This window comes from Saccharopolyspora sp. NPDC002376 (assembly GCF_053593195.1).
This window is the reverse complement of the sequence record NZ_JBSFBZ010000030.1, coordinates 28,230-49,698: the sequence shown is the minus strand read 5'-3', so window position 1 is coordinate 49,698 and position 21,469 is coordinate 28,230. Positions and strand designations below refer to the sequence as shown.

General features: G+C 68.6%; 24 protein-coding genes. 13 read left to right on the top strand and 11 right to left on the bottom strand.

What is annotated here, in order from left to right; all coding sequences use genetic code 11:
* The first annotated feature begins 2 nt into the window (after nucleotides 1–2).
* From ACWCO2_RS20710 to ACWCO2_RS20700, 3 genes are all read left to right on the top strand, one after another.
* Entirely contained in the window at nucleotides 3–254 is a 252-nt protein-coding gene (locus tag ACWCO2_RS20710) for a hypothetical protein (protein WP_450129381.1), read from the top strand.
* A 137-nt stretch (nucleotides 255–391) separates the two neighbouring features.
* Nucleotides 392–3,208, top strand: coding sequence for an FtsK/SpoIIIE domain-containing protein (locus ACWCO2_RS20705; RefSeq protein ID WP_450129380.1), 2,817 nt, complete (start codon nucleotides 392–394; stop codon nucleotides 3,206–3,208).
* Complete coding sequence (locus ACWCO2_RS20700; protein ID WP_450129379.1) at nucleotides 3,201–3,593, top strand: hypothetical protein; 393 nt, start codon at nucleotides 3,201–3,203, stop codon at nucleotides 3,591–3,593. Before ACWCO2_RS20705 ends, ACWCO2_RS20700 begins: the two co-directional genes overlap by 8 nt.
* Before the next feature lie 189 nt (nucleotides 3,594–3,782).
* Here ACWCO2_RS20700 and ACWCO2_RS20695 read toward each other — a convergent pair whose 3' ends face one another.
* Both ACWCO2_RS20695 and ACWCO2_RS20690 read right to left on the bottom strand, forming a co-directional pair.
* Nucleotides 3,783–4,061: a hypothetical protein gene (locus ACWCO2_RS20695; protein WP_450129378.1), complete on the bottom strand. Its 279-nt coding sequence runs from the start codon at nucleotides 4,059–4,061 to the stop codon at nucleotides 3,783–3,785.
* A gap of 1 nt (nucleotide 4,062) precedes the next feature.
* Entirely contained in the window at nucleotides 4,063–4,299 is a 237-nt protein-coding gene (locus ACWCO2_RS20690; RefSeq protein ID WP_450129420.1) for a zinc finger protein, read from the bottom strand.
* A gap of 119 nt (nucleotides 4,300–4,418) precedes the next feature.
* Between ACWCO2_RS20690 and ACWCO2_RS20685 the strand changes: the two genes are divergently transcribed.
* On the top strand, nucleotides 4,419–5,261 hold the full coding sequence (locus ACWCO2_RS20685) for a helix-turn-helix domain-containing protein (RefSeq protein ID WP_450129377.1): 843 nt from the start codon (nucleotides 4,419–4,421) through the stop codon (nucleotides 5,259–5,261).
* A complete protein-coding gene (locus ACWCO2_RS20680) occupies nucleotides 5,258–5,449 on the top strand; it encodes a DUF397 domain-containing protein (protein WP_450129376.1) in 192 nt (63 codons plus the stop codon). Before ACWCO2_RS20685 ends, ACWCO2_RS20680 begins: the two co-directional genes overlap by 4 nt.
* A 78-nt stretch (nucleotides 5,450–5,527) precedes the next feature.
* Here the strand turns inward: ACWCO2_RS20680 and rox are convergent, their stop codons facing one another.
* Nucleotides 5,528–6,943, bottom strand: coding sequence for a rifampin monooxygenase (rox, locus tag ACWCO2_RS20675; protein ID WP_450129375.1), 1,416 nt, complete (start codon nucleotides 6,941–6,943; stop codon nucleotides 5,528–5,530).
* 215 nt (nucleotides 6,944–7,158) lie between these two features.
* Nucleotides 7,159–7,701 (bottom strand): TetR/AcrR family transcriptional regulator, encoded by a 543-nt coding sequence (locus ACWCO2_RS20670; protein ID WP_450129374.1) that lies wholly within the window; start codon nucleotides 7,699–7,701, stop codon nucleotides 7,159–7,161.
* A gap of 91 nt (nucleotides 7,702–7,792) precedes the next feature.
* Between ACWCO2_RS20670 and ACWCO2_RS20665 the strand changes: the two genes are divergently transcribed.
* From ACWCO2_RS20665 to ACWCO2_RS20655, 3 genes are read left to right on the top strand one after another with little or no spacing between them, the layout of a single operon-like run.
* Complete coding sequence (locus ACWCO2_RS20665) at nucleotides 7,793–8,965, top strand: MFS transporter (protein WP_450129373.1); 1,173 nt, start codon at nucleotides 7,793–7,795, stop codon at nucleotides 8,963–8,965.
* Nucleotides 8,962–9,447: a hypothetical protein gene (locus ACWCO2_RS20660; protein ID WP_450129372.1), complete on the top strand. Its 486-nt coding sequence runs from the start codon at nucleotides 8,962–8,964 to the stop codon at nucleotides 9,445–9,447. Before ACWCO2_RS20665 ends, ACWCO2_RS20660 begins: the two co-directional genes overlap by 4 nt.
* The gene (locus ACWCO2_RS20655; RefSeq protein ID WP_450129371.1) at nucleotides 9,396–9,722 is read left to right on the top strand and encodes a hypothetical protein; all 327 of its coding nucleotides are present in this window, start codon (nucleotides 9,396–9,398) and stop codon (nucleotides 9,720–9,722) included. Before ACWCO2_RS20660 ends, ACWCO2_RS20655 begins: the two co-directional genes overlap by 52 nt.
* A gap of 115 nt (nucleotides 9,723–9,837) precedes the next feature.
* Here the strand turns inward: ACWCO2_RS20655 and ACWCO2_RS20650 are convergent, their stop codons facing one another.
* From ACWCO2_RS20650 to ACWCO2_RS20625, 6 genes are read right to left on the bottom strand one after another with little or no spacing between them, the layout of a single operon-like run.
* A complete protein-coding gene (locus tag ACWCO2_RS20650; protein ID WP_450129370.1) occupies nucleotides 9,838–10,026 on the bottom strand; it encodes a hypothetical protein in 189 nt (62 codons plus the stop codon).
* A gap of 15 nt (nucleotides 10,027–10,041) precedes the next feature.
* A complete protein-coding gene (locus ACWCO2_RS20645; protein ID WP_450129369.1) occupies nucleotides 10,042–10,332 on the bottom strand; it encodes a hypothetical protein in 291 nt (96 codons plus the stop codon).
* A gap of 30 nt (nucleotides 10,333–10,362) precedes the next feature.
* Nucleotides 10,363–11,037, bottom strand: coding sequence for a hypothetical protein (locus ACWCO2_RS20640; RefSeq protein ID WP_450129368.1), 675 nt, complete (start codon nucleotides 11,035–11,037; stop codon nucleotides 10,363–10,365).
* Entirely contained in the window at nucleotides 11,034–12,989 is a 1,956-nt protein-coding gene (locus ACWCO2_RS20635) for a putative T7SS-secreted protein (RefSeq protein ID WP_450129367.1), read from the bottom strand. The genes ACWCO2_RS20640 and ACWCO2_RS20635 overlap by 4 nt, the downstream gene beginning before the upstream one ends.
* Nucleotides 12,990–13,018: 29 nt before the next feature.
* Complete coding sequence (locus tag ACWCO2_RS20630; protein WP_450129366.1) at nucleotides 13,019–13,384, bottom strand: hypothetical protein; 366 nt, start codon at nucleotides 13,382–13,384, stop codon at nucleotides 13,019–13,021.
* Complete coding sequence (locus ACWCO2_RS20625; RefSeq protein ID WP_450129365.1) at nucleotides 13,381–13,803, bottom strand: hypothetical protein; 423 nt, start codon at nucleotides 13,801–13,803, stop codon at nucleotides 13,381–13,383. The genes ACWCO2_RS20630 and ACWCO2_RS20625 overlap by 4 nt, the downstream gene beginning before the upstream one ends.
* Nucleotides 13,804–14,452: 649 nt before the next feature.
* Here ACWCO2_RS20625 and ACWCO2_RS20620 point away from each other — a divergent pair.
* Nucleotides 14,453–15,190, top strand: a complete 738-nt coding sequence (locus tag ACWCO2_RS20620) for a GNAT family N-acetyltransferase (RefSeq protein WP_450129364.1) — start codon at nucleotides 14,453–14,455, stop codon at nucleotides 15,188–15,190.
* Here ACWCO2_RS20620 and ACWCO2_RS20615 read toward each other — a convergent pair.
* Nucleotides 15,171–16,814, bottom strand: coding sequence for an FAD-binding oxidoreductase (locus ACWCO2_RS20615; protein WP_450129363.1), 1,644 nt, complete (start codon nucleotides 16,812–16,814; stop codon nucleotides 15,171–15,173). The genes ACWCO2_RS20620 and ACWCO2_RS20615 overlap by 20 nt on opposite strands.
* A 16-nt stretch (nucleotides 16,815–16,830) precedes the next feature.
* Between ACWCO2_RS20615 and ACWCO2_RS20610 the strand changes: the two genes are divergently transcribed.
* The 4 genes from ACWCO2_RS20610 to ACWCO2_RS20595 are packed head-to-tail and all read left to right on the top strand — an operon-like array spanning nucleotide 16,831 to nucleotide 21,198.
* On the top strand, nucleotides 16,831–17,454 hold the full coding sequence (locus ACWCO2_RS20610) for a TetR/AcrR family transcriptional regulator (RefSeq protein WP_450129362.1): 624 nt from the start codon (nucleotides 16,831–16,833) through the stop codon (nucleotides 17,452–17,454).
* 54 nt (nucleotides 17,455–17,508) lie between these two features.
* Nucleotides 17,509–19,083 (top strand): glycerol-3-phosphate dehydrogenase/oxidase, encoded by a 1,575-nt coding sequence (locus tag ACWCO2_RS20605; protein WP_450129361.1) that lies wholly within the window; start codon nucleotides 17,509–17,511, stop codon nucleotides 19,081–19,083.
* Nucleotides 19,084–19,111: 28 nt separating this feature from the next.
* Nucleotides 19,112–20,026, top strand: a complete 915-nt coding sequence (locus ACWCO2_RS20600) for an ABC transporter ATP-binding protein (protein ID WP_450129360.1) — start codon at nucleotides 19,112–19,114, stop codon at nucleotides 20,024–20,026.
* Nucleotides 20,023–21,198: an ABC transporter permease gene (locus ACWCO2_RS20595; RefSeq protein WP_450129359.1), complete on the top strand. Its 1,176-nt coding sequence runs from the start codon at nucleotides 20,023–20,025 to the stop codon at nucleotides 21,196–21,198. Before ACWCO2_RS20600 ends, ACWCO2_RS20595 begins: the two co-directional genes overlap by 4 nt.
* Nucleotides 21,199–21,469: the final 271 nt, after the last annotated feature.

The window sequence follows — 21,469 nt, the reverse complement described above, 5'->3', positions numbered from 1 at the left end:
ACGTGTCGGTGCTGGAAGAACTCGTGCAGGCGCTGGGTGTCGTGGAGCAGCACCTGGCGGACGCCGGCGCGCACCTGGGCACCAGCCGCACGGCGTTGGGCGAAGCCGAGCAGGCGATGATCAAGCTCGACCCGGAGCACCCGGAAACCGTGGTGCCGCCGAGCCTGCACCGAGCGGATGACCAGATCGAGCGAGCCCAGGGCATGGTCGAGCACCTGACGAACACGTTGCGCGATTTCGTCACCCAGCTCTAGGCCACCGGCGTCGGGCGCCCCATCTCGCGCAGTGAAACGGCATTACGCCAAGTGAATGCGCCAGATGGGGTTCTGCCCCGTCATCCGCCTAGTGGTAGTTTGATCACAGTTAGTAACTCTGCTTCCCGAGGTGGGGTGTGGGTAAACGCAACGAGCGGCGTAGCCGCGTCGAAGCAGCCTTCGAGCGCCTGCGCTCCAGCATCGCCACCGCGCTCGGTGCCGCCGACAACGAGCACGCCAGGGTCCTCGCCGAATGCGCGCAGCAGGACTACGCGCTACGCATCGCGCAGGCCGGGACGGCTGCCGCACAACGCGATCCGCAGGAGATCGGCGATCCGAGCAGCAGCGCGTTCCAGGCTGCGATGCGGGAAGCGCTCACCGATCGCGCGGAGATCTTCTCGGAGTGGACCGCCAACGGGCCGGATCAGCTGGCGCAGCTGATGGCCGAGGTCGCGCCGGGATCCGCCGGGCTTCCCTGGTCGGACTGGCTCGGCGAGGTGGGCACGCGGGAATCCTCCGCTCCGCCGCCCGAGGTGTGGCGCCTCGGCACTGCGGTCGTGCCGGACTCGCCGGACCCGCAGCCGTTCCCCGCCGCCGTCCCGCTGCTCGACGAGTCGCACCTGCGGATCACCACCGACGGCAACCCGGAAGCCGCCGAAACCCTGGTGCAGAACCTGCTGCTGCGGCTGCTCAGCCACTTCCAGCCGGGCGCGGTGCGCCTGCACATCTGGGACGTCGCGCAGCTGACCGGCACACTGCCCGGCCTGTACCCGCTGACCCGCGCCGGACTGCTCACCGCGCACGACCCGACTCGGCTCGACGAGATGCTGGACGCGCTGTCCGACCACATCCGGCGGATCCACACCGGCGCGCTGCTCGGCGGGCACACCTCGCTGCGCGCGTTGGCCGCTGAGAAGGGGCACCGCTCCGAGCCGTGGCGCATCGGGGTGCTGTTCGGCAACGGCGAGCCGCTGCGCGAGGAACAGCAGCAGCAGTTGCAGCGGATCGCCCGCAGCGGACCGGCCTGCGGCATCCAGCTGATCGTCGTGGACATGTCCCTGAGCGTGAGCAGCGCGATCGAATCGGTCCGGCTGATCGGCGAGGACCGCGCGCGGATCAGCACCACCGGACCGGAAGCCGTGGTGCAGCTGGACGAATCGCCGTCGCGCAACGAGGTCACCAAGGCCTGCACGTCGATCGCGGAGGCGTTCCTGGCCCGCCGCGCGCGGGTGCGGACCTTCGACGACCTGGTGCCCGACCAGTACTGGGCGCACAGCTCGACGTCCGGACTGCAGGCGCCGGTCGGGTTCGACGAGGGCGAGCCGGTGTGGATCACGCTCGGCGACAGCAGCCCGCACACCTTGATCGGCGGGCCGAGCGGTTCGGGCAAGACGAACTTCCTGTACGGCATGCTCGGCGGGCTCGCCGCCCGTTACTCGCCGGACGAGCTGGAGCTCTACCTGCTGGACTTCAAGGAAGGCGTGTCGTTCGCCCAGTTCACCCCGGGCAGGCGGGATCCGAGCTGGCTGCCGCACGCGCAGCTGGTCGGGGTGAACGTCAACACCGACCGCGAGTTCGGCTTGGCGCTGCTGCGGTTCCTGGCCGACGAGATGCGGCGGCGCGCGGAGGCCGCGAAGAAGCACGAGGTCACCAAGCTCGAAGAGCTGCGCGCCGAGAATCCGAACGGTCGGTGGCCGCGGATCGTCGCGGTGATCGACGAGTTCCAGTACCTGTTCGCCGACCGTGACAACGTGACCACGCAGGCCACCGCGCTGCTGGAAGACGTTGCTCGGCGCGGCCGTTCGCAGGGCATCCACCTGGTGCTGGCCAGCCAGGACGTGTCCGGCATCGAGGCGTTCTGGGGCAAGCCGGCGATCTTCGAGCAGTTCATCCTGCGGATCGCGCTGCCCAAGGCGCGCCGGGTGCTGGGCGAGCAGAACTCGGCCGCCATGGAGCTGCCGCGCTGGCACGCGGTGGTCAACCACGAGTCCGGCGTCAAGCACGGCAACGAGATCGCCCGGATCCCGGACGCCACCGCCCGCGACACCTTCGACGCGCTGCAGGTGGAGCTGTGGAAGCAGCTAAATGATTCCGCCGTGCCGCCAAGGCTGTTCGACGGCTCGAACCTGCCCGCGTTGTCCACTTTGGATGACTACCAGCAGCTGTCGGCGCCGGTGAACACGCCCGAGGTGCTGCTCGGGCAGATCATCGACGTTAACGGCACCGCCGCCCGGGTTCGGTTGAGCCGCTCGCCGGGGCGCAACATCGCGGTGATCGGCTCAGTCCGGGTGGACGCGGTGAGCGTGCTCGGCGCAGCGACGCTTTCCCTCGCACGTCAACACCTTCCTGGCGACATCAAGTTCACCATCGCCGGCCTGCTGGACGACGTCGACGACGACGTGCAGCGGGTCGTAGACGATCTGCGCGCCGCTGCGCACGACGTTGACCTGGTCGGACTCGACGGCATCGAGGCGGCGATGGCCGCGACGGCGGACTCGATCGACGGCCGTTCCGGCGCGGACGTGCCGCACTGCCTGGTGCTGTACGCGGCCGACGCGGCGCAGACCACCCTGGAACGCAAGGACCCGACCACCAGGGTTAGCGGCATGGACCACCTGCGGAAGATCCTCAAGCAGGGCCCGGAATCCCGGGTGCACGTGATCGGCTGGTGGCGCAGCGCGAACCGGGTGAAGAACACCCTCGGCATGGGCCCGGTGGACGACATCGGCGCGTGGGTGGCCTTCGACGTGCACGGCCAGGAACTGGCGACCTTCGCAGCCGGCCAGGTGGTCAGCTGGTCGCCGCGAGCCCGACGTGGCCTCTTCTTCGACCGAGCGGTGCATTCGCGCCCCGAGGTGATCCTGCCGTTCGACCTCGGCGCCCCGGACGCCCCGCAGGTGCCGGAGCCGCGAGCGGCCGAGGAGATCGAGGTCTGGGAGGAAGCTGGTGACTGACCTGGTTCCGGCGTCGATCCGGTACAAGGAGCTCACCGCGCTGGCGTCCACCGCCGCGCAGGACCTCCGCAAGCACGAGCGCGCCCGAGCGACCGAGCTCGGCGAAGCGGTCGCGGAGGGCCAGCAGCGCAAGGACGCAGCGGCCGAACAGCGCGACCAGGTCGTCGAAGACGTCCGAAAGCGCTGGAAGGCCGCGATGGAAGCGCTGTGGGACGAGCGCTGGATGCAGGTCAAGGGCATGCCCGACCCCGACCTGACGGCGCCCCCGGCAACCCCGGACGACTCCCGCCGAGATGTCCACGACGCGTTCCTAGCGCTCCTCAACGCCCTGGAAAGACCCCGCTTCGGCTCGGGAATTCTCCCCCGCCGCAAGAAGTCCTCGTGAGTACTTCGGGGTGCTAGGGCGCCCCGAAGTACTCACGTGCTCCTCAGCCGACGGCCTCGCTGAACCACAACCACTCACGAACGCTTGGGTGACCGGTCGGCGCTGGGGGGAGGGAACGCAGCGCCGACCGGTCGGCAGAGCCCGGGCCGCGCGGTCGGGGGCAGCTGCGGCCGAGCCCTGGTCAGGGGGCTAGAGGCGGTGGAGCGGTTCGAGTATTCGCTGTTGGAGTTCCAGCGGCGGCGGACCGTCCGAAGTGGATGGTGGTGGCGCGGGCTCGCGGAGCCGGTGTCGGCCGGTTTGTTCGCGTTTCCGCTGTTCAGCCTCAACGTGGGCGATGAGCTGCCACACCGTCGGCACGCCTTCGCCGCCACCCGAGTGCTGCGGCGCGCGGCTCCTCCAATCGATCGCGAACAGGTAGAACACGATCCCAGCGGTGATCATCACGATCCCGGGCAGAGCGATAGCCATGTCAGATGGTCCTCTCGATCGAGCTGGCGGTGAGTTCGCGAGCGATCCGATGAGCCTCGGAGTTGCAGCTGTCGCAGGTGGGCCACAACCACCCGATCTCGGAGTTGTCGGCGCTCAACTGCTCCCGGCACAAGGTCCGCACGGAAGTCCCGGTGGGATAGGCCAAAGCCCCCTCCGGCCGCCGATCGGTACTCGCATGCCGCCACCCAGCAGCCGGAACCCAGTGGAAGGGATACATAGCCATCACCTCTCCATCACTGTTTTGTGCATGCACAGAATGGATGTGCATGCACCTGATCAGCAATTCCCCAATCGCGTGATCGTGATCGGGTGAAGCGGCGTAGCTAGGATTCGGTCATGGCCAGCACCGCCGACACACCGCGAGCGAGACAGCTCGGAGTCGAGCTTCGCGCAGCCCGCAAAGCGGTCGGGATGTCGACCCAAGCACTCGGCACGAAGCTGGGACGCTCCCATACCCACATCTCTCGTTGGGAGAACGGCAAGCTCACGCCGAGCGAGGCCGACACCGGCGCCGTGCTGGGCATCCTCGGAGTGACCGGCGAAGAGCGCGAGAGACTCCTGCAACTCGCCAAAGATGCCGGAGATCCAAACTGGGTGGCACCGGGAGTCGATCGTCAGCTGGCAGCATTGACCGAGTACGAACGAACAGCGCGAACCATCACCGATGTTCAGCCGCTGCTCATTCCTGGACTCCTGCAGACCGCTGACTATGCGCGGTCGATCATGATCGGTTCCGGGACCACGCGCGGAGAGGCTGATCGGAGGGTGACCTTCCGGCTCGGTCGACGAGACGTCCTCACACGTCGAAACCCCGTGGAGCTGGTCGCCTTCATCGGCGAGCACGCACTCCGATACCCGCCATGCGGACGCGACGTGATGCTCGACCAGCTCCACCACCTGGAGAAGTGGGCAGAGCGGGGCAACGTCAGCCTTCATGCGATTCCGTTCAACCACAGTTATTCACCTGCGGTTGAGGGGCCTTTTGTACTGATCGAGTTCGAGCGCGCCAAGCCGGTCGTGCACCTGGAGCACTACCGCTCAAGCACGACCATCACGGACGCCAACGACGTCAGGGACTACCAGGCTGCCGCGGATACTCTCCGTGGAAATGCGTTGAGCGCAGACCTCACCACTGCGCTCATCAGGCAAATCGCAGACGACATGGAGAGTGCGGAATGAACAGGGCCACGAACTGGCGGAAGTCCAGCTACAGCGGAAACCAGACCAACTGCGTCGAGGTTGGTGCGTTAGCCGACGGCGCCGCCGTCCGTGACACCAAGAACCGCGCCGCCGGTTACTTCGTCGCCGACCACCAGCAGTGGTCAAACTTCCTCACCGCCATCAAGACCGGTCGCTTCGAGCGGTGAGCTCGCGAGCCCGTGAGCACTTTGTGGGGCTATGACACCACAAAGTGCTCACGGGTTCTCAGCTGAACTATCAGGTCTTCAGCGCCCGAGCCACTTCTGCAGCTGGTCACGCAGGCTCTGCTGATCCTCGCCAACCCATGCGACGTGGCCGTCTGGGCGCAGCAGCACGGCGGGGACGTCGAGTTCTTCGCTGACGTCCACGACGTGGTCGACGCGGTCCGCCCAGCCCTCCGCCGAGAGGCGCCCGGTCTGGTCGAGCAGCAGACCGCGACCGCTGCGCATCAGCTCGTACAGGCGCCCGCGCTTCAGCTCGACGTCCCGCAAGCGTCGGCCGAGCAGGTCGTGGTCCTCGCCGAAGTCGTAGCGGACGCCGATCGCGGTGATCTTCTCGATCAGATACCGGTTGACCTCCTCGAAGTCCATCAGCTCGGACAGCAGTCGGCGCACGGCCTGCGGACCTGGGGCCAGGGACATCAGCTCGATCTGCGCGCGGGTGTTGGTCAGCACGTCGGCGGCCACCGGGTGCCGCTCGGCCTGGTAGCTGTCCAGCAGCCCCTCCGGCGCCCAGCCGCCGATCTCGGCGGCCAGCTTCCAGCCCAGGTTGGCCGCGTCCTGGACGCCGAGGTTGAGGCCCTGCCCGCCGATCGGCGGGTGGATGTGCGCCGCGTCGCCGGCCAGCAGCGCCCGGCCGACCCGGTAGCGCTCGGCCTGCCGGGTGGCGTCGCCGAAGCGGGACAGCCAGCGCGGTGAGTGCGCGCCGAAGTCGGTGCCCGCAACCGCCACCAGCTGCCGCTTCAGCTCGTCCAGGGTCGGCGGGACCGCGCGATCCTCGGTCAGCCCCGCAGCGGGCACGATCACGCGGTACGCGCCGCCTTCGAGGGGTACGGCGCCGAATCGCTTCTGGGTCTTGCGGACCTCGGTCACCACGGCCGTCAACTCCACCGGCGGCGCGGTCACCTCCACTTCTCCCAACAGCGTTTCGACCTTGCTGGGCTCGCCGGGGAAGTCGACGCCGAGCAGTTTGCGCACCGCGCTGCGGCCTCCGTCGCAGCCGACGAGGTAGCGCGAGCGCAGCTGCGTGCCGTCAGCCAGCTCAGCGGTCACCCCGTCCTCGTCCTGACTCAGTCCGATCAGCTCGCAGCCGCGCCGGATCTCGGCGCCGACCTCGGTGGCGTGCTCGGCCAGCAGGCGGTCGACGATCGGCTGCGGGATGCCGAGGACGTAGCCGTGCGCGGTGTCCATCCGGGGCCAGGGCTTGTCCATGCCGGCGAAGAAGCCGCCTGCCTCGTGCCGCGTGCCCAGCGCGAGGAAGCGATCCAGCAGACCGCGCTGGTCCATCAGCTCGATGCTGCGCACGTGCAGGCCACCCGCGCGGACGACCTTGGTCGGCTCGGCATCGCGCTCCAGCACGACCACGTTCACATCGTGCAGCCGCAATTCGGCGGCCAGCATCAAACCGGTCGGTCCAGCACCGACCACGATCACGTCGATCATTCGCAACGCTCCATCCGAGGAGAGTGTCCGGGCAGCAGGTACCGCCCCTCGAACGCGCTTGGGCTTCCGAGGACACGGGTTTCCGCTGGTCCTGGCTTCGGACGACGATTCTGCGGGACGCCCCGGGTCTTGCCGCAAGCCCCCTGGTGCGCTATACCTTGAAACAGGCGGGGAGAACGGTTTCCCCGCTTTTTCCGTCGATTTCCTCGACGGCGTCAAGCCTTCAGCAGGGACTCTGCGATGGCTTTGGCCCGGTAGGCAGGTTCTGCGGTGCGCTCGCGGAGCGCCGTGATGATGGCTCCGTCGATCAGGAGCATGAGCTGCTCCGCGAGGTCCCGGTGGCGGGGCTGGTCGGCCGCAGTCAGCAGGCCATCCAGGTAGTCGATGACCTTTGCCTTGTGCTCGGCGGCGACCTGGTGGGCCGCACTGTCCACATCGGCCATTTCGACCATCGCGTTGATCGAGGCGCAGCCGCGGAAGTCCTCGGCCTCGAAGCTCTCGCTGAGCGCGTCGAACACCGCCAGCGGTCCACCGCCGCGGGCCTCGACCGCATCGGCCAACCAGGTCCGGAAGCGCTCGTCGTAGCCGCGCAGCATGGTCACGACCAGGTCGTCCTTGCTGGCGAAGTGCCGGTAGAACGAGGCGCGGCCGACCCCGGAGACGGCGACCAGCCGCTCAACGCCGACCGCCCGGATGCCCTCGCTGTAGAAGAGCTGCTCCGCGGCCTCGACCAGGCGTTCTCGGGCTCGTGTCGCCATGTCCGCACGATATCCCACCTTGCGCGAAAACGGAAACGATCGGTACCGTCCTCCAGCATGGAAACGATCGGTACCGTTTTGGGGAGTCCCGTTGACCACGACCGCTGAACCCGCCGCGCGCGTCCCGCTCCGGGTATCGGTGCTGGCACTGGGCACCTTCGCGGTGGGCACCGACGCGTTCGTCGTCGCCGGTGTGCTGCCGGAGATCTCGACCGACCTGGGCGTCGGGATCGCTCAGGCGGGCCAGCTGGTGACCGTCTTCGCCATCGCCTACGCCGTGCTCTCACCGGTCCTCGCGACGCTCACCGGCACCTGGCCGCGCCGCCAGGTCCTGCTCACCGCGCTCGCGGTCTTCGTGCTCGGCAACGTCGCGACAGCCCTCGCGCCGACCTACGGCGCAGTGCTGGCGACGCGCGTCATCGCCGCTGCCGGTGCTGCGATGGTCACGCCGATCTCCGGGGCAGCGGCTGCCGCACTCGCCCCAGAATCCCAACGGGCGCGGGCGATTTCGCTGGTCACGCTGGGCCTGACCACCTCCACAGCGCTCGGCGTTCCGCTGGGCACGCTGCTCGGATCGGTCACGACCTGGCGCGGCACGATGTGGTTCGTCGCCGCGCTCGGCGCAGCCGCCGGACTCGGCATCGCCGTGCTGCTCCCGACGATCCCGGCACCGCCCGCCGCGGGCCTGCGCGAACGCCTCGCACCGCTGCGCGGCGGAAAGATCGTGCTGATCCTGCTGACCACGGTTGCGCTGTTCGTCGGCATCTACCTCGTGAGCACCTACATCAGCGTGATCGTCGAGCCCGCCACCGGCGGCAGCGGCGCGCTGCTGGCGGTGCTGCTGTTCCTGTCCGGCACCGCGGGGACGATCGGCAACCTGGTCAGCGGCGGGTGGACCGACAAGTTCGGCGCCCGGCGGGTGATCGCGGTGGCGATGGCGGTCGCGCTGGTCAACTTCCTGCTGCTCCCGTTCTCCACGAGCACCCTGCTCAGCGCCGGGGTCGCGGTGGTGGTCTTCGGACTGACGGCCTGGTCGGTGACGGTGCCGCAGCAGCACCGGCTGATCGAGGCCGCGCCTGCGGCGACCTCGTTCGTCATCTCGCTGAACGCCTCCAGCGCTTACCTGGCGGTGTCGTTGTCCGGGGCTCTCGGTGCTGCGGTTCTGGAGCTCTCCCCCACCTCGTTGCCCATCGTGGCGGCGGTTTTCATCGCGGTCGGCCTGGCAACGTCGGAACTGGCACAGCGGATCGGAGCACGCTCGTGACCTCCACTGTGGACATGACACCGAGCCGGTGGGCAGTGCCGGTGCTCGGCTTCGGGACCTTCGCCGTGGGCACCTGCGAGTTCGTGCTCGCCGGGCTGTTGCCGCAGCTCAGCAAGGCCCTTGACGTGTCGATCGGCGCCGCCGGCCAGGTGGTCACCGCCTTCGCACTGACCTGCGCTCTGCTCGCGCCGGTGCTCGCCACTGCTACCGCGAGTTGGCAGCGGCGCCGGGTGCTGGTGGTGCTGGCGACCACGCTCATCGCGTTCACCGCGGTCTACCTGCCCTACACCTACATCGGTGCGGTGTTCGGCCCGGCGACCGGCGGGAGCGGAGTTCGGCTGGCGGTGCTGATGTTCCTGCTGGGGGTCATCGGCACGTCGGCAACTACCTCGCCGGGATGCTCGCCGACCGGTTCGGCAGCAGCCGGGTGGTGGCGTTCGCACTGGTCTGGCTGGTCGTCAGCCTGCTCGTGCTGCCGCTGACCACGGGGAACTTCGGCTTCGCGATGGCCGAGATCGCGTTCTACGGCATCGCGGCCTTCGCGATCACGACGCCGCAGCAGCACCGGCTGATCACGCTGTCCCCGGAGTCGGCGCCGGTCCTGGTGTCGCTCAACGCCGCGATCCTCTACCTGGCGATCGCGCTGTCGGGAATCCTCGGCGCGGCGGGAATCGCCTGGTCCGGACCTGAGCTCCTCGGCCCGATCGCCGCAGGCCTCGCCGCAGTCGCCCTACTCCTGTCGACCCGAAGCCGCTGATCATCCGCGAAGGACTGCCTCCGCTGCTGCGCTGCTGCTCTTTGTAGTTGGTGAGCAGCAGCGCCAAGTCCCGGATCATGAGCTGTCAGTAACAGCGGGATGCCGGGGTTGCTTCTCACAAGGACGTCAGTGGATCACCGACGAACCTCATCCCCTTGATCAGGGCTCGCCTGTTTCGCTGTCCGCGTTTCCTTCCCTGCCTGGTCCGGTGGGGGAATGGGTTCAGGTTCTTATCCAGGCCGATCGGGAAGTTGTCCTTGCTCCAGGACTTCAGCACCTCACCCTTGTCGATCTTCTCCTGCATGTAGCGCTTGGCTTCCTACGCCTCCTCCCAGACTTCGGGATCTACATCTTCCAGCTCGTCCGGATTCGTCACGGACAGATCCCGGGCGTTCTTCGGATCGTCGAAGATGAACCGAAGCACACGGTCCTTGCCCTCCCGAGGCTCGGAGAACTGCTGTGGAGGAGTGTCCTTGGAGGCCGAGGTGAACGCTGGCTCCTCGATGTCCGTGCCGGGCTTGTAGCGCTCCAGCAGTCCTGGAAGATCCCGATCGGAGACGACGATGTCGCGGAACACCTGCGGTGTCTCGACAGCATCGACCTTGGGCATATCGTCTTTGGTGCGGGCGGCAGCCTGGCGCTACTCGGCGGCCTGGTCGTTCTGCGGTGCAGCGGGGACAGTATCGAGCGGTATGGCTCCCAGGTCACGGCGCTGTCGGGTGCGGTCGGTGGTCAACGTCGCCAGGTCGTGGATCAGCATCTTCAACGCGAGCGGCGTTCCGGGGTTGAGGGAGAGGAACACCGGCTGTCCATGCATCGTGTCGAGGATGGTCCAGGCCGGGACGCGCTGGTGGTGGGCCCATTCGGCGGGGATGTGCTGGGTGGCGGTGAACGCGGTCAGCACCGCCTGACCGTCGGAGGTACGGGTCACCGCCAGCTGGTGGTCCCCCTCATGTTCGGCGTAGAGCGCGAGCTCAGACCGATAGAGGGTGTCGACCATCATCCCGAGCGGGCTGTACCCGTGCAGTGCGCGCCAAAGCGCCAAGTCCGTGGTGGTCAGCGGCATTCCAGCGACCTGGACACTGGGCCGGTAAGACGGGTTGATCTGGTACCGGCCAGTCAGTTCACCGTCCGCGGTGACCTCGTACCCGCCCTGGATCGCGGCTTTCGGCAGCGGCCCGCCGGTGGGTACCGCGGGGTCCTCGATCGCCAGCCACTGCCGACCGGTCCCGGCCAGCGCGCGAGCGCGCTCCCGCAAGGAGTCGATCGCTGGCAACGGGAACGGTCCGATCATGCTGCTGCGGTCAATGCTCATGAGTGGCTGGTCCCCCTGAGAACGGCTGGATTGAAATTCGGGTTCGGTATCCATGTGTACCGCGATGGGCGCCCGGCTGGGTCGAATTCGACCGGCCGGAACACGCCTTCGATGTTGGCCGGGTTGATGCCGTCGGCCATGCCGACCTCGCGTTCGCCGTGACCGACGTAGCCAAGCGGCGAGTCTCCCACCAGGTTATGCATGGTCGCGTCCACGTCGATGCCGCCACCAGAGCGGATTTTGAGAATGTCGCCGTAGGTATCGGGGTCCATCTGCGCCCGGTGGAGCACGTGCTCCAGGGAGTCCGAAGTGGATACGAAACGGCTGTGAGTGTTGCCGCCCACGTGCCCGTCCAGGGCCTCGAAATCGGCGTGACCTTCCGAGCTCCGGGGCAGTTCACCAGTGCGGAAGAGTTCGTCAATGTCGCTGGAGTGGGCGGCGCGCCACAGGGCGTTGGCCTCATCTGCCGGATCCACGTTGCGGTAAACGAAGTTCGGATCGTCGACGCCGCCGCGCTGGATGGCTGAGTCCAGGCCCCAGGGGTCGGGGTTGCTGCGGCTCAGGCCTTCAGGCAGGTGATCGGTGCCCGGGGTGAAGTCGTACGGGTTGTGGCCTCGGCCGAGGCCATCGCTACCCGTGGCGCGCACGTTGTCCAGGGCGTCCTGGATCCGGCGTTCCGGCGTGGGCGGTTCGGGAGGATGGTGTCCTGCGCTGGGCTCGGGGTGGGGTGCAGAAGGCGGATTACCGGGCCCGTGAGGCGCGTCCATGCCCAGTGGGGCTGGGTGCGGGGCCGGGCCACCGTAGTGCGGCGCAACGCCAGGGCCTCCCGGAAGGTGCTGGGGTGCCGAGTAGCCGTTCGGTGTGGACGGTGCGAGTGCGTCAGGCCGCGATGGAACGGGGTTGTGTGCTGGTGGAGTGGGGCCGCCTGGTTGGGGGGCGTGTTGAGGCTGGACGCTGGGCGGATGTGGTGTCGGCGCGTTGGGAACCTCGTCGGCCAGCTTGCCGAGTTTGCTGAGCTTGCCGAGTTTGGCGACCTTGGTGGCGACAGCGACGCTGTCGACCTGGCTGCCTGCCCATCGCATCGGATCCTGGCGCAGGCCGTCGACATCGACGACGGTTTTGGTGGTCTTCCAGAGTGATCCGAGGGGATCGCTCTGGAAACCCTGCACTCCAGCGGCGATCGTGGCGTTGAACTGCTGCGCTTCCTCCGGGTGCGTGATGGCAAAACCAGGTGAAGTGATTTTCACGGCCTGCCAGGCCATCGTGCCCAGTCCCACACCGGCATCGACCACACCGGCACCGAAACTCCACAGCGCCGAACCGGCCGTCTGAAAGCCGTCTTTGGCGTTTTCCCACATCTGACGTCCGAAGGAGGGCGCCTCGGGTGCTCTCCCCGTGGCTTCCATGACGATGCGCGAGGCTTCGGCGTCAGCGCGCGCGACTTCGGCTTTCGCGGTGGCGATGGTGTTCTGCGCTGCGGCGCGCTGGGCGGCTGAGGGATCTCGGAACGGCATCGGGTTGCCGCTGCGCTGGTGCTGGATCTGGGCTTGTTCAGTTGTGACGTCGGCCGCCTCGATCGCCTTCTGCGCCTCGGCTGCTCGCCGCTGCGCATCGGCGAGCACGCCCGCGAAAGTGCGTAGTGCATCCGCTGCGGCATGGAAAGCGTCTGCGGCATTGCGGTAAGCCGCGGGCGCAACCTGCTGCAGTTGCTCGCGGGCGGCATCAGCGGCTTGGCCGGTCCATCCCCCCGCGTCGATCTTGGCGAACCCGGTAGCGCACTGCTCGCAGGCATCACCGATCTTGCTCAAGTGGTCGGCCCATTCCAGCGAGACCTCGGGCTCTCCGGGAATCAGGTCCTGCTCGACGAGCCCGACCGCCTGCCCAAGGCGCGTGAGCTCTTTGCCCGCCGCGTCCCAGTCCTCACTCCACGAGGACGAATTCGTCCACGCCACCCCAGTCCCCCCTTGTCCTGTCACCTGATCTACGGTCCGCCGTCGTCACCAATGACGCGCTGGATGTGCTTGGCGGCCTCGGCGTCGCGGATCCGGTATTCGCCGGTCGTTTCACTGAGCGCGTCCGCGGCGGCCTGGCCGTCCTCGACCAGCTGCCGCAGGCCCCATTCCCAGCTGCGGCCGAACACCATGAGCGCCCCACCGAGCCCGCTGCTGTCACCGCCGACTCGTGGCCCCGCCTCCATCAGCCCGTCCTGTAGACCTCGGCCGTTGCTGGCGAGGGTTTCGCCCATACCGCCGAACCCGTTAATCGAGGCGAGCTCGTCAACAAGGCCTTGCGCGCCGTTGGCCGCGGCGTCCAAGGCCTCCAAATCAACGGAAAATCCGTCCGTCATGACATCGCTCCGTGGAGTTCGTCGGGGCTGATGACCAGATCGGCGGGCAGCACCTCAGCGATCGGCGGCAGGATGGCGGCGTGCTCAGCACCGGGGTCGATCGTGATGCCCGTGCCGCGTGGCAGCTGCGGCAGCAGTAGCTCGATCACCTCCGAGCCGGTCATCCCCATCCAAACCCCGGCCTCATCGGCGGGGGTGGTGGTGCGCACCGGCAGCCACGGCAGCCCGTGGAGCTCCACCGTGTCCACGGCGGCTGCGCCGTCCTGTTCGGACACCTCGACCCACACCCACGCGCCGCGAAACGCCTGGGCCAGCTCGCTCAGGCCCTGGCCGGTGGCAGCGAACTGCGCTGCGGCGTCGACGAGCTCGGTCTGAGCGGCAGGGCCGTCTTCTGCCAGTGATCCGGTCCAGGTCAACACGCGATCACCCGCGCGCGGCCGTGCTGCCGCGGCCGTCATCTTTGGGGAGGTCACCATTGCCTCACTTCGTGGCTGATCGGCCGACGTAAACGCCTGCGAGGGCCCGGTGTGCAGCGTGAGCTGATGATCGAAAGCGCCAGCACTTGCTCCGATCCCGGGTCGAGGATCAGCCCGGTTCCTGACAGCTGTGGCAGGTGCATTTCCAGCAGCCCCACGCCAGTGATCAGGCGATTGAACCTGATCAACATGGTCCAGCTGGTCCCGCCATCGGAGTCCCCCAAGTTTGTCCGGTCTGTCGCAAACAGCCGTGAACCTAACACCGGCGACCTCGTCCAACAGGTCAATACGAGACAAATTCGCAATCCACCCAGGTAGATCACCCCAACGGAGCAAGCGCCGCACTACTCGCACAGCTAGCCATGTCGTCGATAACCTTCGACGCCGCCCGCCCCAGCTGATCTGCGGTCAGCTGGGGAACCTCATGGCTTTGAACGCGGAGGGCACTTTCGGAGCCGACGTCGCAGAAGTAGTGACCCGACCAGTGGTGCCACCACTACGGCGGAGCCAACTGCCCACCGAACGTCAGCGCTGAGGTGATGTCAGAGGAAATTCACTTCCCGGCGTGGCCTGCGGCGGGGACGATTGAGGCATGCGAGAGCTCCGTTCTGCCGCTGAGGTCGCTGATGGCACCGATGACCTGCTTGTTCGTTGGGCCGCGCAAGTGCTGACGCCGGGCTACCCGCACGAAGCCGGTACTGCTTGGCAGCACGGGAGTGCTGTCGTGGTGTACGCGCCGAAGCTGAACCAGGTCGACCGCGTGATCTTCACCGGTTCACCCGACGACTGCGTTGAGCTGCTTGCAGATGTGCTGCCGACGTTCGAGAGCGAGAAGCTGCGCCCGCTGGGCCGGACCGCGCTGGCGCACCAGGTGGCCAAGCGGCTGGAGCTGGAGGTCCTGGCGACGTTCGGCTGGATGGAGCTGGCCGCCGAGGCACCGACCGCTCCGACGCCCGACGTCGAGTGGCTGACCGCCGACGACACCCGGGCCGTCGAAAGCCTGCTGCGCAAGGCGAATCCGCGCTCGTACCTGTTCCCGGACGACCCCGGGGCCCGCCGCTGGGCGGGCGTCCGCGGGGCCGATGGGACGGTGCTCTCGGTGGGCGGCGACTGCTGGCCGGCGCCGGGCGTGCGCTACCTCTCCGGCGTCGCAACCCACCCCGATCATCGCGGCGCGGGCCTGTCCACGCAGGTCTGCACGTTCCTGACCCGGGAACTGGCCCGCGAGGGGACCGTGGCGCTGATGGCGGATGCGGACAACGAACCCGCGCTCAAGGTGTACCGCAGGCTCGGTTTCCGCTACCACTCGATCAGCGTGCTGGCCGGATGAGCTTGCCGGGGTTGAGGATTCCGGTCGGGTCCACCGCCTGCTTGGCCGCCGACAGCACCGCTTCGCCGACCTCGCCGATCTCCTCGACCAGCCACGGCAGGTGGTCGGCGCCGACGGCGTGGTGGTGGGAGATCGTGCCGCGCCCGGCGATCGCGTCGCCCGCCGCCTGCTTGGCCCGCTGCCACTGACCGAGCGGATCCTGCTCGTTGCGCGACGCCAGCACCGTGAAGTACAGCGACGCGCCGGTCTCGTAGGCGTGCGAGATGTGGCACATGACGATCGGCTTCTTGCCACCGGTCCGCAGGCTGCGCACCAGCGCGTTGCGCACCGCGGAGCGCAGCTCACTGATCCCGGTCCAGTGCGTCGCGGTTTCCAGGGTCTCCACGCACACCCCGCGGTCCAGCAGGGCGTCGCGCTGACGCGGCCCGGAAAACCGGTGCGATCGCCAGGACTCGCCGACCGCGCGGCCGAGACGAATCGCTCGCGTCTTCTTCAGCGCCCGCAGACTCGCCTCGCGACGCCGCGAGAGTTCTTCCCTCGAACCCGCTTCCCAGCCGAGGATCAGCAGGCAGGGCTGCTTGATTCCCCTGCTGCGCAACAGGAACTGCAGGGCCTTGACCTTCAGGGCCCCGGCGAGCTCGAACTGTACCTCGGTCTCGTCCACATCGGACAGTCGGGTGACGTCGGCCAGCACACGGCTCTGCGCGAGCGTCTGCATGGCGTCGACACCGCCCTGCCAACCGTCCACCACGAAGGCCTCGTAGCGCTTGTGCACCGGAACCGGCCGAACCCGCACGGCGACCTCGGTGATCACGCCGAGCGCGCCCTCGCTACCCACCGCGAGGTGGCGCAGGTCGGGGCCCGCCGCCGACGCCGGAGCGACGCCGAGGCGCCATTCCCCGGCCGGGGTGGCCAGCCGAACCCCGGCGACCATGTCCTCGAAACGGCCGTAACCGGAGGACGCCTGACCAGCGGAGCGGGTCGCGGCGAAACCACCGATGGTGGCCCGCTCGTAGGACTGCGGAAAGTGGCCCAGGGTGAAACCTTGTGCGCCCAGCAGAGCTTCAGCTTCGACAGCGCGCATTCCGGCCTGCAACACGGCGATCCGCGAGGTCGGGTCGAGCGAGACCAGCTGGTCCAGGCGTGCAAGGTCGAGCGCCACCACAGCGGACTTCTCCCCGCGCAGCGCGTCAACGCCACCGACCACTGACGTGCCGCCGCCGAACGGAACTACTGCGACGTCGTGCCGGACGCAGACCTCCAGCACGGCCTGCACCGCGTCGGGGTCGGCCGGGAGCAGCACGGCGTCCGGCACCGCGAGTTCCGAGGCGCTGCGACGGCGCATCAGGTCGGAGTAGGACATGCCGCCCGCGCGGCCCAGTCGCCCGGCCGGATCGGTCAGCACGTGCTGCTCGCCGATCAGCGACACGAGCTCCTTGCCGGCCGCTTCCGGCAGCGCGCTCTCCGGGACGTCCAGCAGTGATGCCGGTACGGCCGGGGTCGTGGTCTCGGCCAGCCCGATGCGCTGCCGCAACCAGCGCAGCGCCCGAGGGGACAAAGGCGCGGCCGAGCCCCCCGAAGGGGTCCAGGTTCCGCGGAGGGTGTGTTCGATCAGCGCGCTCACCAGTACAGTGTTACACATGACGTCGCAATGTCACAGCACTCGAGCGCGATCCGCCCCGAACCGGGTGGGCGATGCCGAGCTGCTACAAGCGGCGCGGGAGTGCGTGCTCGCCAACGGTGTCCGGCGGACCACGCTGACCGAGATCGCCCGCCGCGCCAGGGTCAGCCGGATGACCCTCTACCGCCGGTTCCCCGACGTCAACAGCGTGGTCACCGCGCTGGTGACCGTCGAGTTCGGCGAGATCCTGAACCTGGCGCGCGAGGCCGAGCGGACCGGCAACGTCCGCCAGCGGCTGGTCAGCGCGACCGTCCACGGCGTGCAGCTGCTGCAAACCGCGCCGCTGCTCCAACGCGTCCTGGAAGCAGACGCCGAACTGCTGCTCCCCTACCTGGTGCAGCGCCTGGGCAGCACCCAGCTGGCCGCCGAGGGATTCCTCCGCGAGTACCTCGTCGCGGGCCACGCCGATGGCTCCATCCGCCCCGGTGACCCGTCGGTCCAGGCGCGGTCGTTGCTGCTGCTCGTGCAGTCGTTCGTCGTCACCGCCGGGCCCGCGACCACCGACGTCGATCCCGAAGACCTCGCCGCAGAACTCACCAAACTCCTCGACGGAGCCCTCCGCCCGGATCCCCCGAAAGCCTGACCCCACACCACAGTTTCAATTGAACTGCGATCCGCCGAACCACCCGGAGTTGCGATGACCACCACGCCGTTGCCCGCCGGTTCGCTGCGTGCGACCTCGCTGAACGCCGCGCGCCGCGCAACTGATCTGTCCGACGTCGCCGAGTCCGAGATCGACCTGCTGGTGGTCGGCGGCGGGGTCACCGGCGCCGGCACCGCCCTCGACGCCGCCGCCCGCGGACTGTCCGTTGCGCTGGTCGAGGCCGAGGACCTCGCCTGGGGAACTTCCCGCTGGTCCAGCAAGCTCGTGCACGGCGGCCTCCGCTACCTGGCGCACGGCGACGTCGCCCTGGCGCACGAGAGCGCGGTCGAGCGCAACGTGCTGATGACCAGGACCGCGCCGCACCTGGTGCGCACGATGCCGCAGGTGATCCCGTTGCACCGCAACATCTCCCGCCGCTCCGAGCTCGTGCTCAACGCGGGCCTGCACGCAGGCGACGCGCTCCGCCGCGCCGCGCGCACACCGTCCGACGTGCTCCCGCCGCCTCGGCGCATCCCCGCCGCTGAAGCGCTCGCCCTGGTGCCGGGCCTGCGCGCCTCCGGCCTGCGCGGCGGCCTGCTCAGCTACGACGGTCAGCTCATCGACGACGCACGGCTCGTCGTCGCGCTGGCGCGCACTGCGGCGGGCTTCGGCGCACGCATCCTCACGCACGTGCGCGCGAAGCAGCTGCACAGCAACGGCGCTGACGTCGTGGACCAGCGCACCGGCGAGACGCTGCGGATCCGCGCGCGTTCGGTGGTCAACGCGGCCGGGGTCTGGGCCGGGGAGCTCGCGCCCAACGTCAAGATGCGGCCGTCGCGCGGTTCGCACCTGGTGATCGACGCCGACGCCGCCGGCATCGCCGGAACCGCCCTGGTCGCACCGATGCCGGACACCTCCGGCCGGTTCCTCCTGCTGCTGCCGCAATCCGACGGCCGTGCTTATCTCGGTCTGACCGACGAGCCGGTCCCCGGACCCATCCCCTCGGTGCCGGAGGTTCCGGAGTCCGATGTGGACTTCCTGCTGGCCGGCATCCGCGACGTCCTCGGGAAACCGCTGGGGCGCGAGCACGTGCTCGGCTCCTTCGCCGGGCTGCGTCCGCTTCTGGAGCAGACGCAGCGCAAGGAATCGGCTGACCTGTCCCGGAAGCACGCCGTGCTGACCTCGCCGGAAGGCGTGGTGACGGTGGTCGGCGGCAAGCTCACCACCTACCGGAAGATGGCCGCCGAAGCCGTCGATGCCGCGGTGCGAGCGGGCGGACTGTCCGCTGGCCCGTCCCGGACCACCGCCGTCGCGCTGGTCGGCGCCGCGCCCCGCCGCCACCTTGCCGACGTTGAAGCCCCGGCCCGGCTGATCGCCAAGTACGGCACCGAAGCCGGACGCATCGCCGCCCTCGCCGACTTCGACCCGGAGCTGGCGGAACCGGTCGCATCGAGCGTTCCGCTCACCGCCGCGGAAGTGCTGTGGGCGGTGCGGCACGAAGGTGCGCTCGACGCCGACGACGTCCTGGACCGGCGCAGCCGAACCGGTCTGAACCCCGCCGATCGCGCCGCCGCGGAACCTTTTGTCACCGAACTCGTCAACCGAGCACTCGAAGGTGTGATGGACTGATCTCCTGATCTAACAGCAGAAGGGGGCGATGGTGACTGATCGTGTGCTGGAGATCGACCGGATCAGCAAGCGCTACGGGGATGTCACTGCGCTGCAGGAGATGACGTTCAGCGTTCGGGCTGGCGAGATGTTCGGCTTCGTCGGCAGCAACGGTGCCGGGAAGACGACCACGATGCGGATCGCGCTCGGCGTGCTGGCCGCGGATTCCGGCCAGGTGCGCTGGAACGGCGCGCCGCTGGACCTCACTACCCGCCGCCGCATCGGCTACATGCCCGAAGAACGCGGCCTCTACCCGAAGATGAAGGTCGCCGAACAGCTCGCCTACCTCGGCGAACTGCACGGCATGTCGAGCGCCGACGCGCAGGCCTCCGCCGTGCGCTGGACCGAGCGGCTGGGTCTGACCGAACGCCGCGACGAGGAAGTGCAGAAGCTCAGCCTCGGCAACCAGCAGCGCGTGCAGCTGGCCGCCGCGCTGGTGCACGACCCAGAGGTGCTCATCCTCGACGAGCCGTTCTCCGGGCTGGACCCGGTCGCGGTCGACGTGATGAGCGCGGTGCTGCGGGAGAAGTGCGATTCCGGGGTGCCGGTGGTGTTCTCCAGCCACCAGCTCGACCTGGTGCAGCGGCTGTGCGACCGCGTCGGCATCGTCCGCGGTGGACAGATGGTGGCCGCCGGTTCGGTGGCCGAGCTGCGCGATCAGGGGCCGGTGACGCTGGTCGTCGACGCCCCCGACGCCGCGCCCGGCTGGGCCGACGACGTTCCCGGCGCGCAGGTCGTGTCGGTCGACGGCAGCCGCACCACGCTGCAGCTGGCCGATGATGCAGACGACCAGTCGGTGCTCAAGGCCGCGCTGGTCACCGGTCCCGTCCGGGAGTTCACCCGGCACCGGCCGAGCCTCACCGAGCTGTTCCGCAACGTCGTCACCGAGGAGGCGGCCGAATGAGTCCCGTCTGGTTGGTCGCCCGCCGCGAGATCCGCACCCGCGTGCGCACCCGCGGATTCATCATCGGCACCCTGGCGATCATCGCGATCATGGGCGGATACGCCGGCCTGATGGCGTTCATCGGGCAGCAGGTCAGCACCACCAAGCTCGGTGTCGTCCCGGAAGCCGCGGCCATCAGCGAGCCGCTGCGCGCTTCCGGCTCGGCCCACGGTCAGACGTTCCAGATCAGCACCGTCCCGGCCCCGGCCGGCGAGCAGCAGGTGCGCGACGGCGACCTGGACGCGCTGATCACCGGTACCGCCGACGAGCCGCGCCTGGTCGTCAAGCAGACGCCGGACAGCTCGGTCGAGTCCGCGCTGAACGCGATCGTGCAGCAGCGGGCGATGGACGTCGAACTCGCGCGCTACGAGGTGGATCCGGCCGCGGTCCGCGCGGCGGCCGAGAACGCGCACGTCGCGGTGACGAGCTTGGAGACCAGCGACCCGCACCGCGGGGAGCGGATCGGGATGGCCATCGCCGCCGGGATCGTGCTCTACATGTTCCTGATCATGGGTGGTCAGATGATCGCGCAGGGCGTCGTGGAGGAGAAGTCCAGCCGCGTCGTCGAACTGCTGCTGTCCACCATCAAGCCGTCCCAGCTGCTCGCCGGGAAGGTGCTCGGCATCGGCCTGGCGAACCTGATCCAGCTGGTGGTGATCGCCGGTGCCGCGCTGATCGCGACCGGTGTCGGCGGTGTGCTGACGCTGCCGTCGGCGGCGCTGACGAGCACGCTGGCTTGGGCGCTGGTGTGGTTCCTGCTCGGCTTCTTCACCTACGCGACGCTCCTCGCCTCGGCGGCCTCGCTGGTGTCCCGCCACGAGGAGCTGCAGAACGTGATCAGCCCGGTGATCATGCTGCTGGTGGTGCCGTTCATCGTCGGTGTCTCGGTGCTCCCGGGCTCGCCGGACAACACCATGGCAGCGGTTCTGTCGCTGATCCCGGGCTTCTCCCCGACGCTGATGCCGATGCGCATCGCCCTCGGCGTCGCAGCCCCCTGGGAAATCGCGGTCTCGCTGGTCCTGAGCGTCCTGGCCTTCACCCTGCTCCTCCGCCTCGGCGGCCGCGTCTACTCCAACGCAGTCCTCCGAACAGGCTCCCGAGTCAAGCTCCGAGACGCCCTCCGAGCCGCCTGATCCCGCAACTTCAATGGAAATCCGACGTCTGATTTCCATTGAAACCGCGGAAGTTGTCCACAGGCCCCGGAACCTGTCCACAGGTCCCGACACGCCCGGGGTTACAGTTTCAATTGAAACTGTAAATCCCAGGCACGACGGATCACAGTTTCAATTGAAACTGTGGCCACGGCGCGCAGAACGAGGCTGGAAACCTTCACGAGACACGGGTCGGCCCCGGGCACCATTGGTGTCCGGGGCCGTTTGTGTGCCGGTTGCCGTGGCAGCCGAC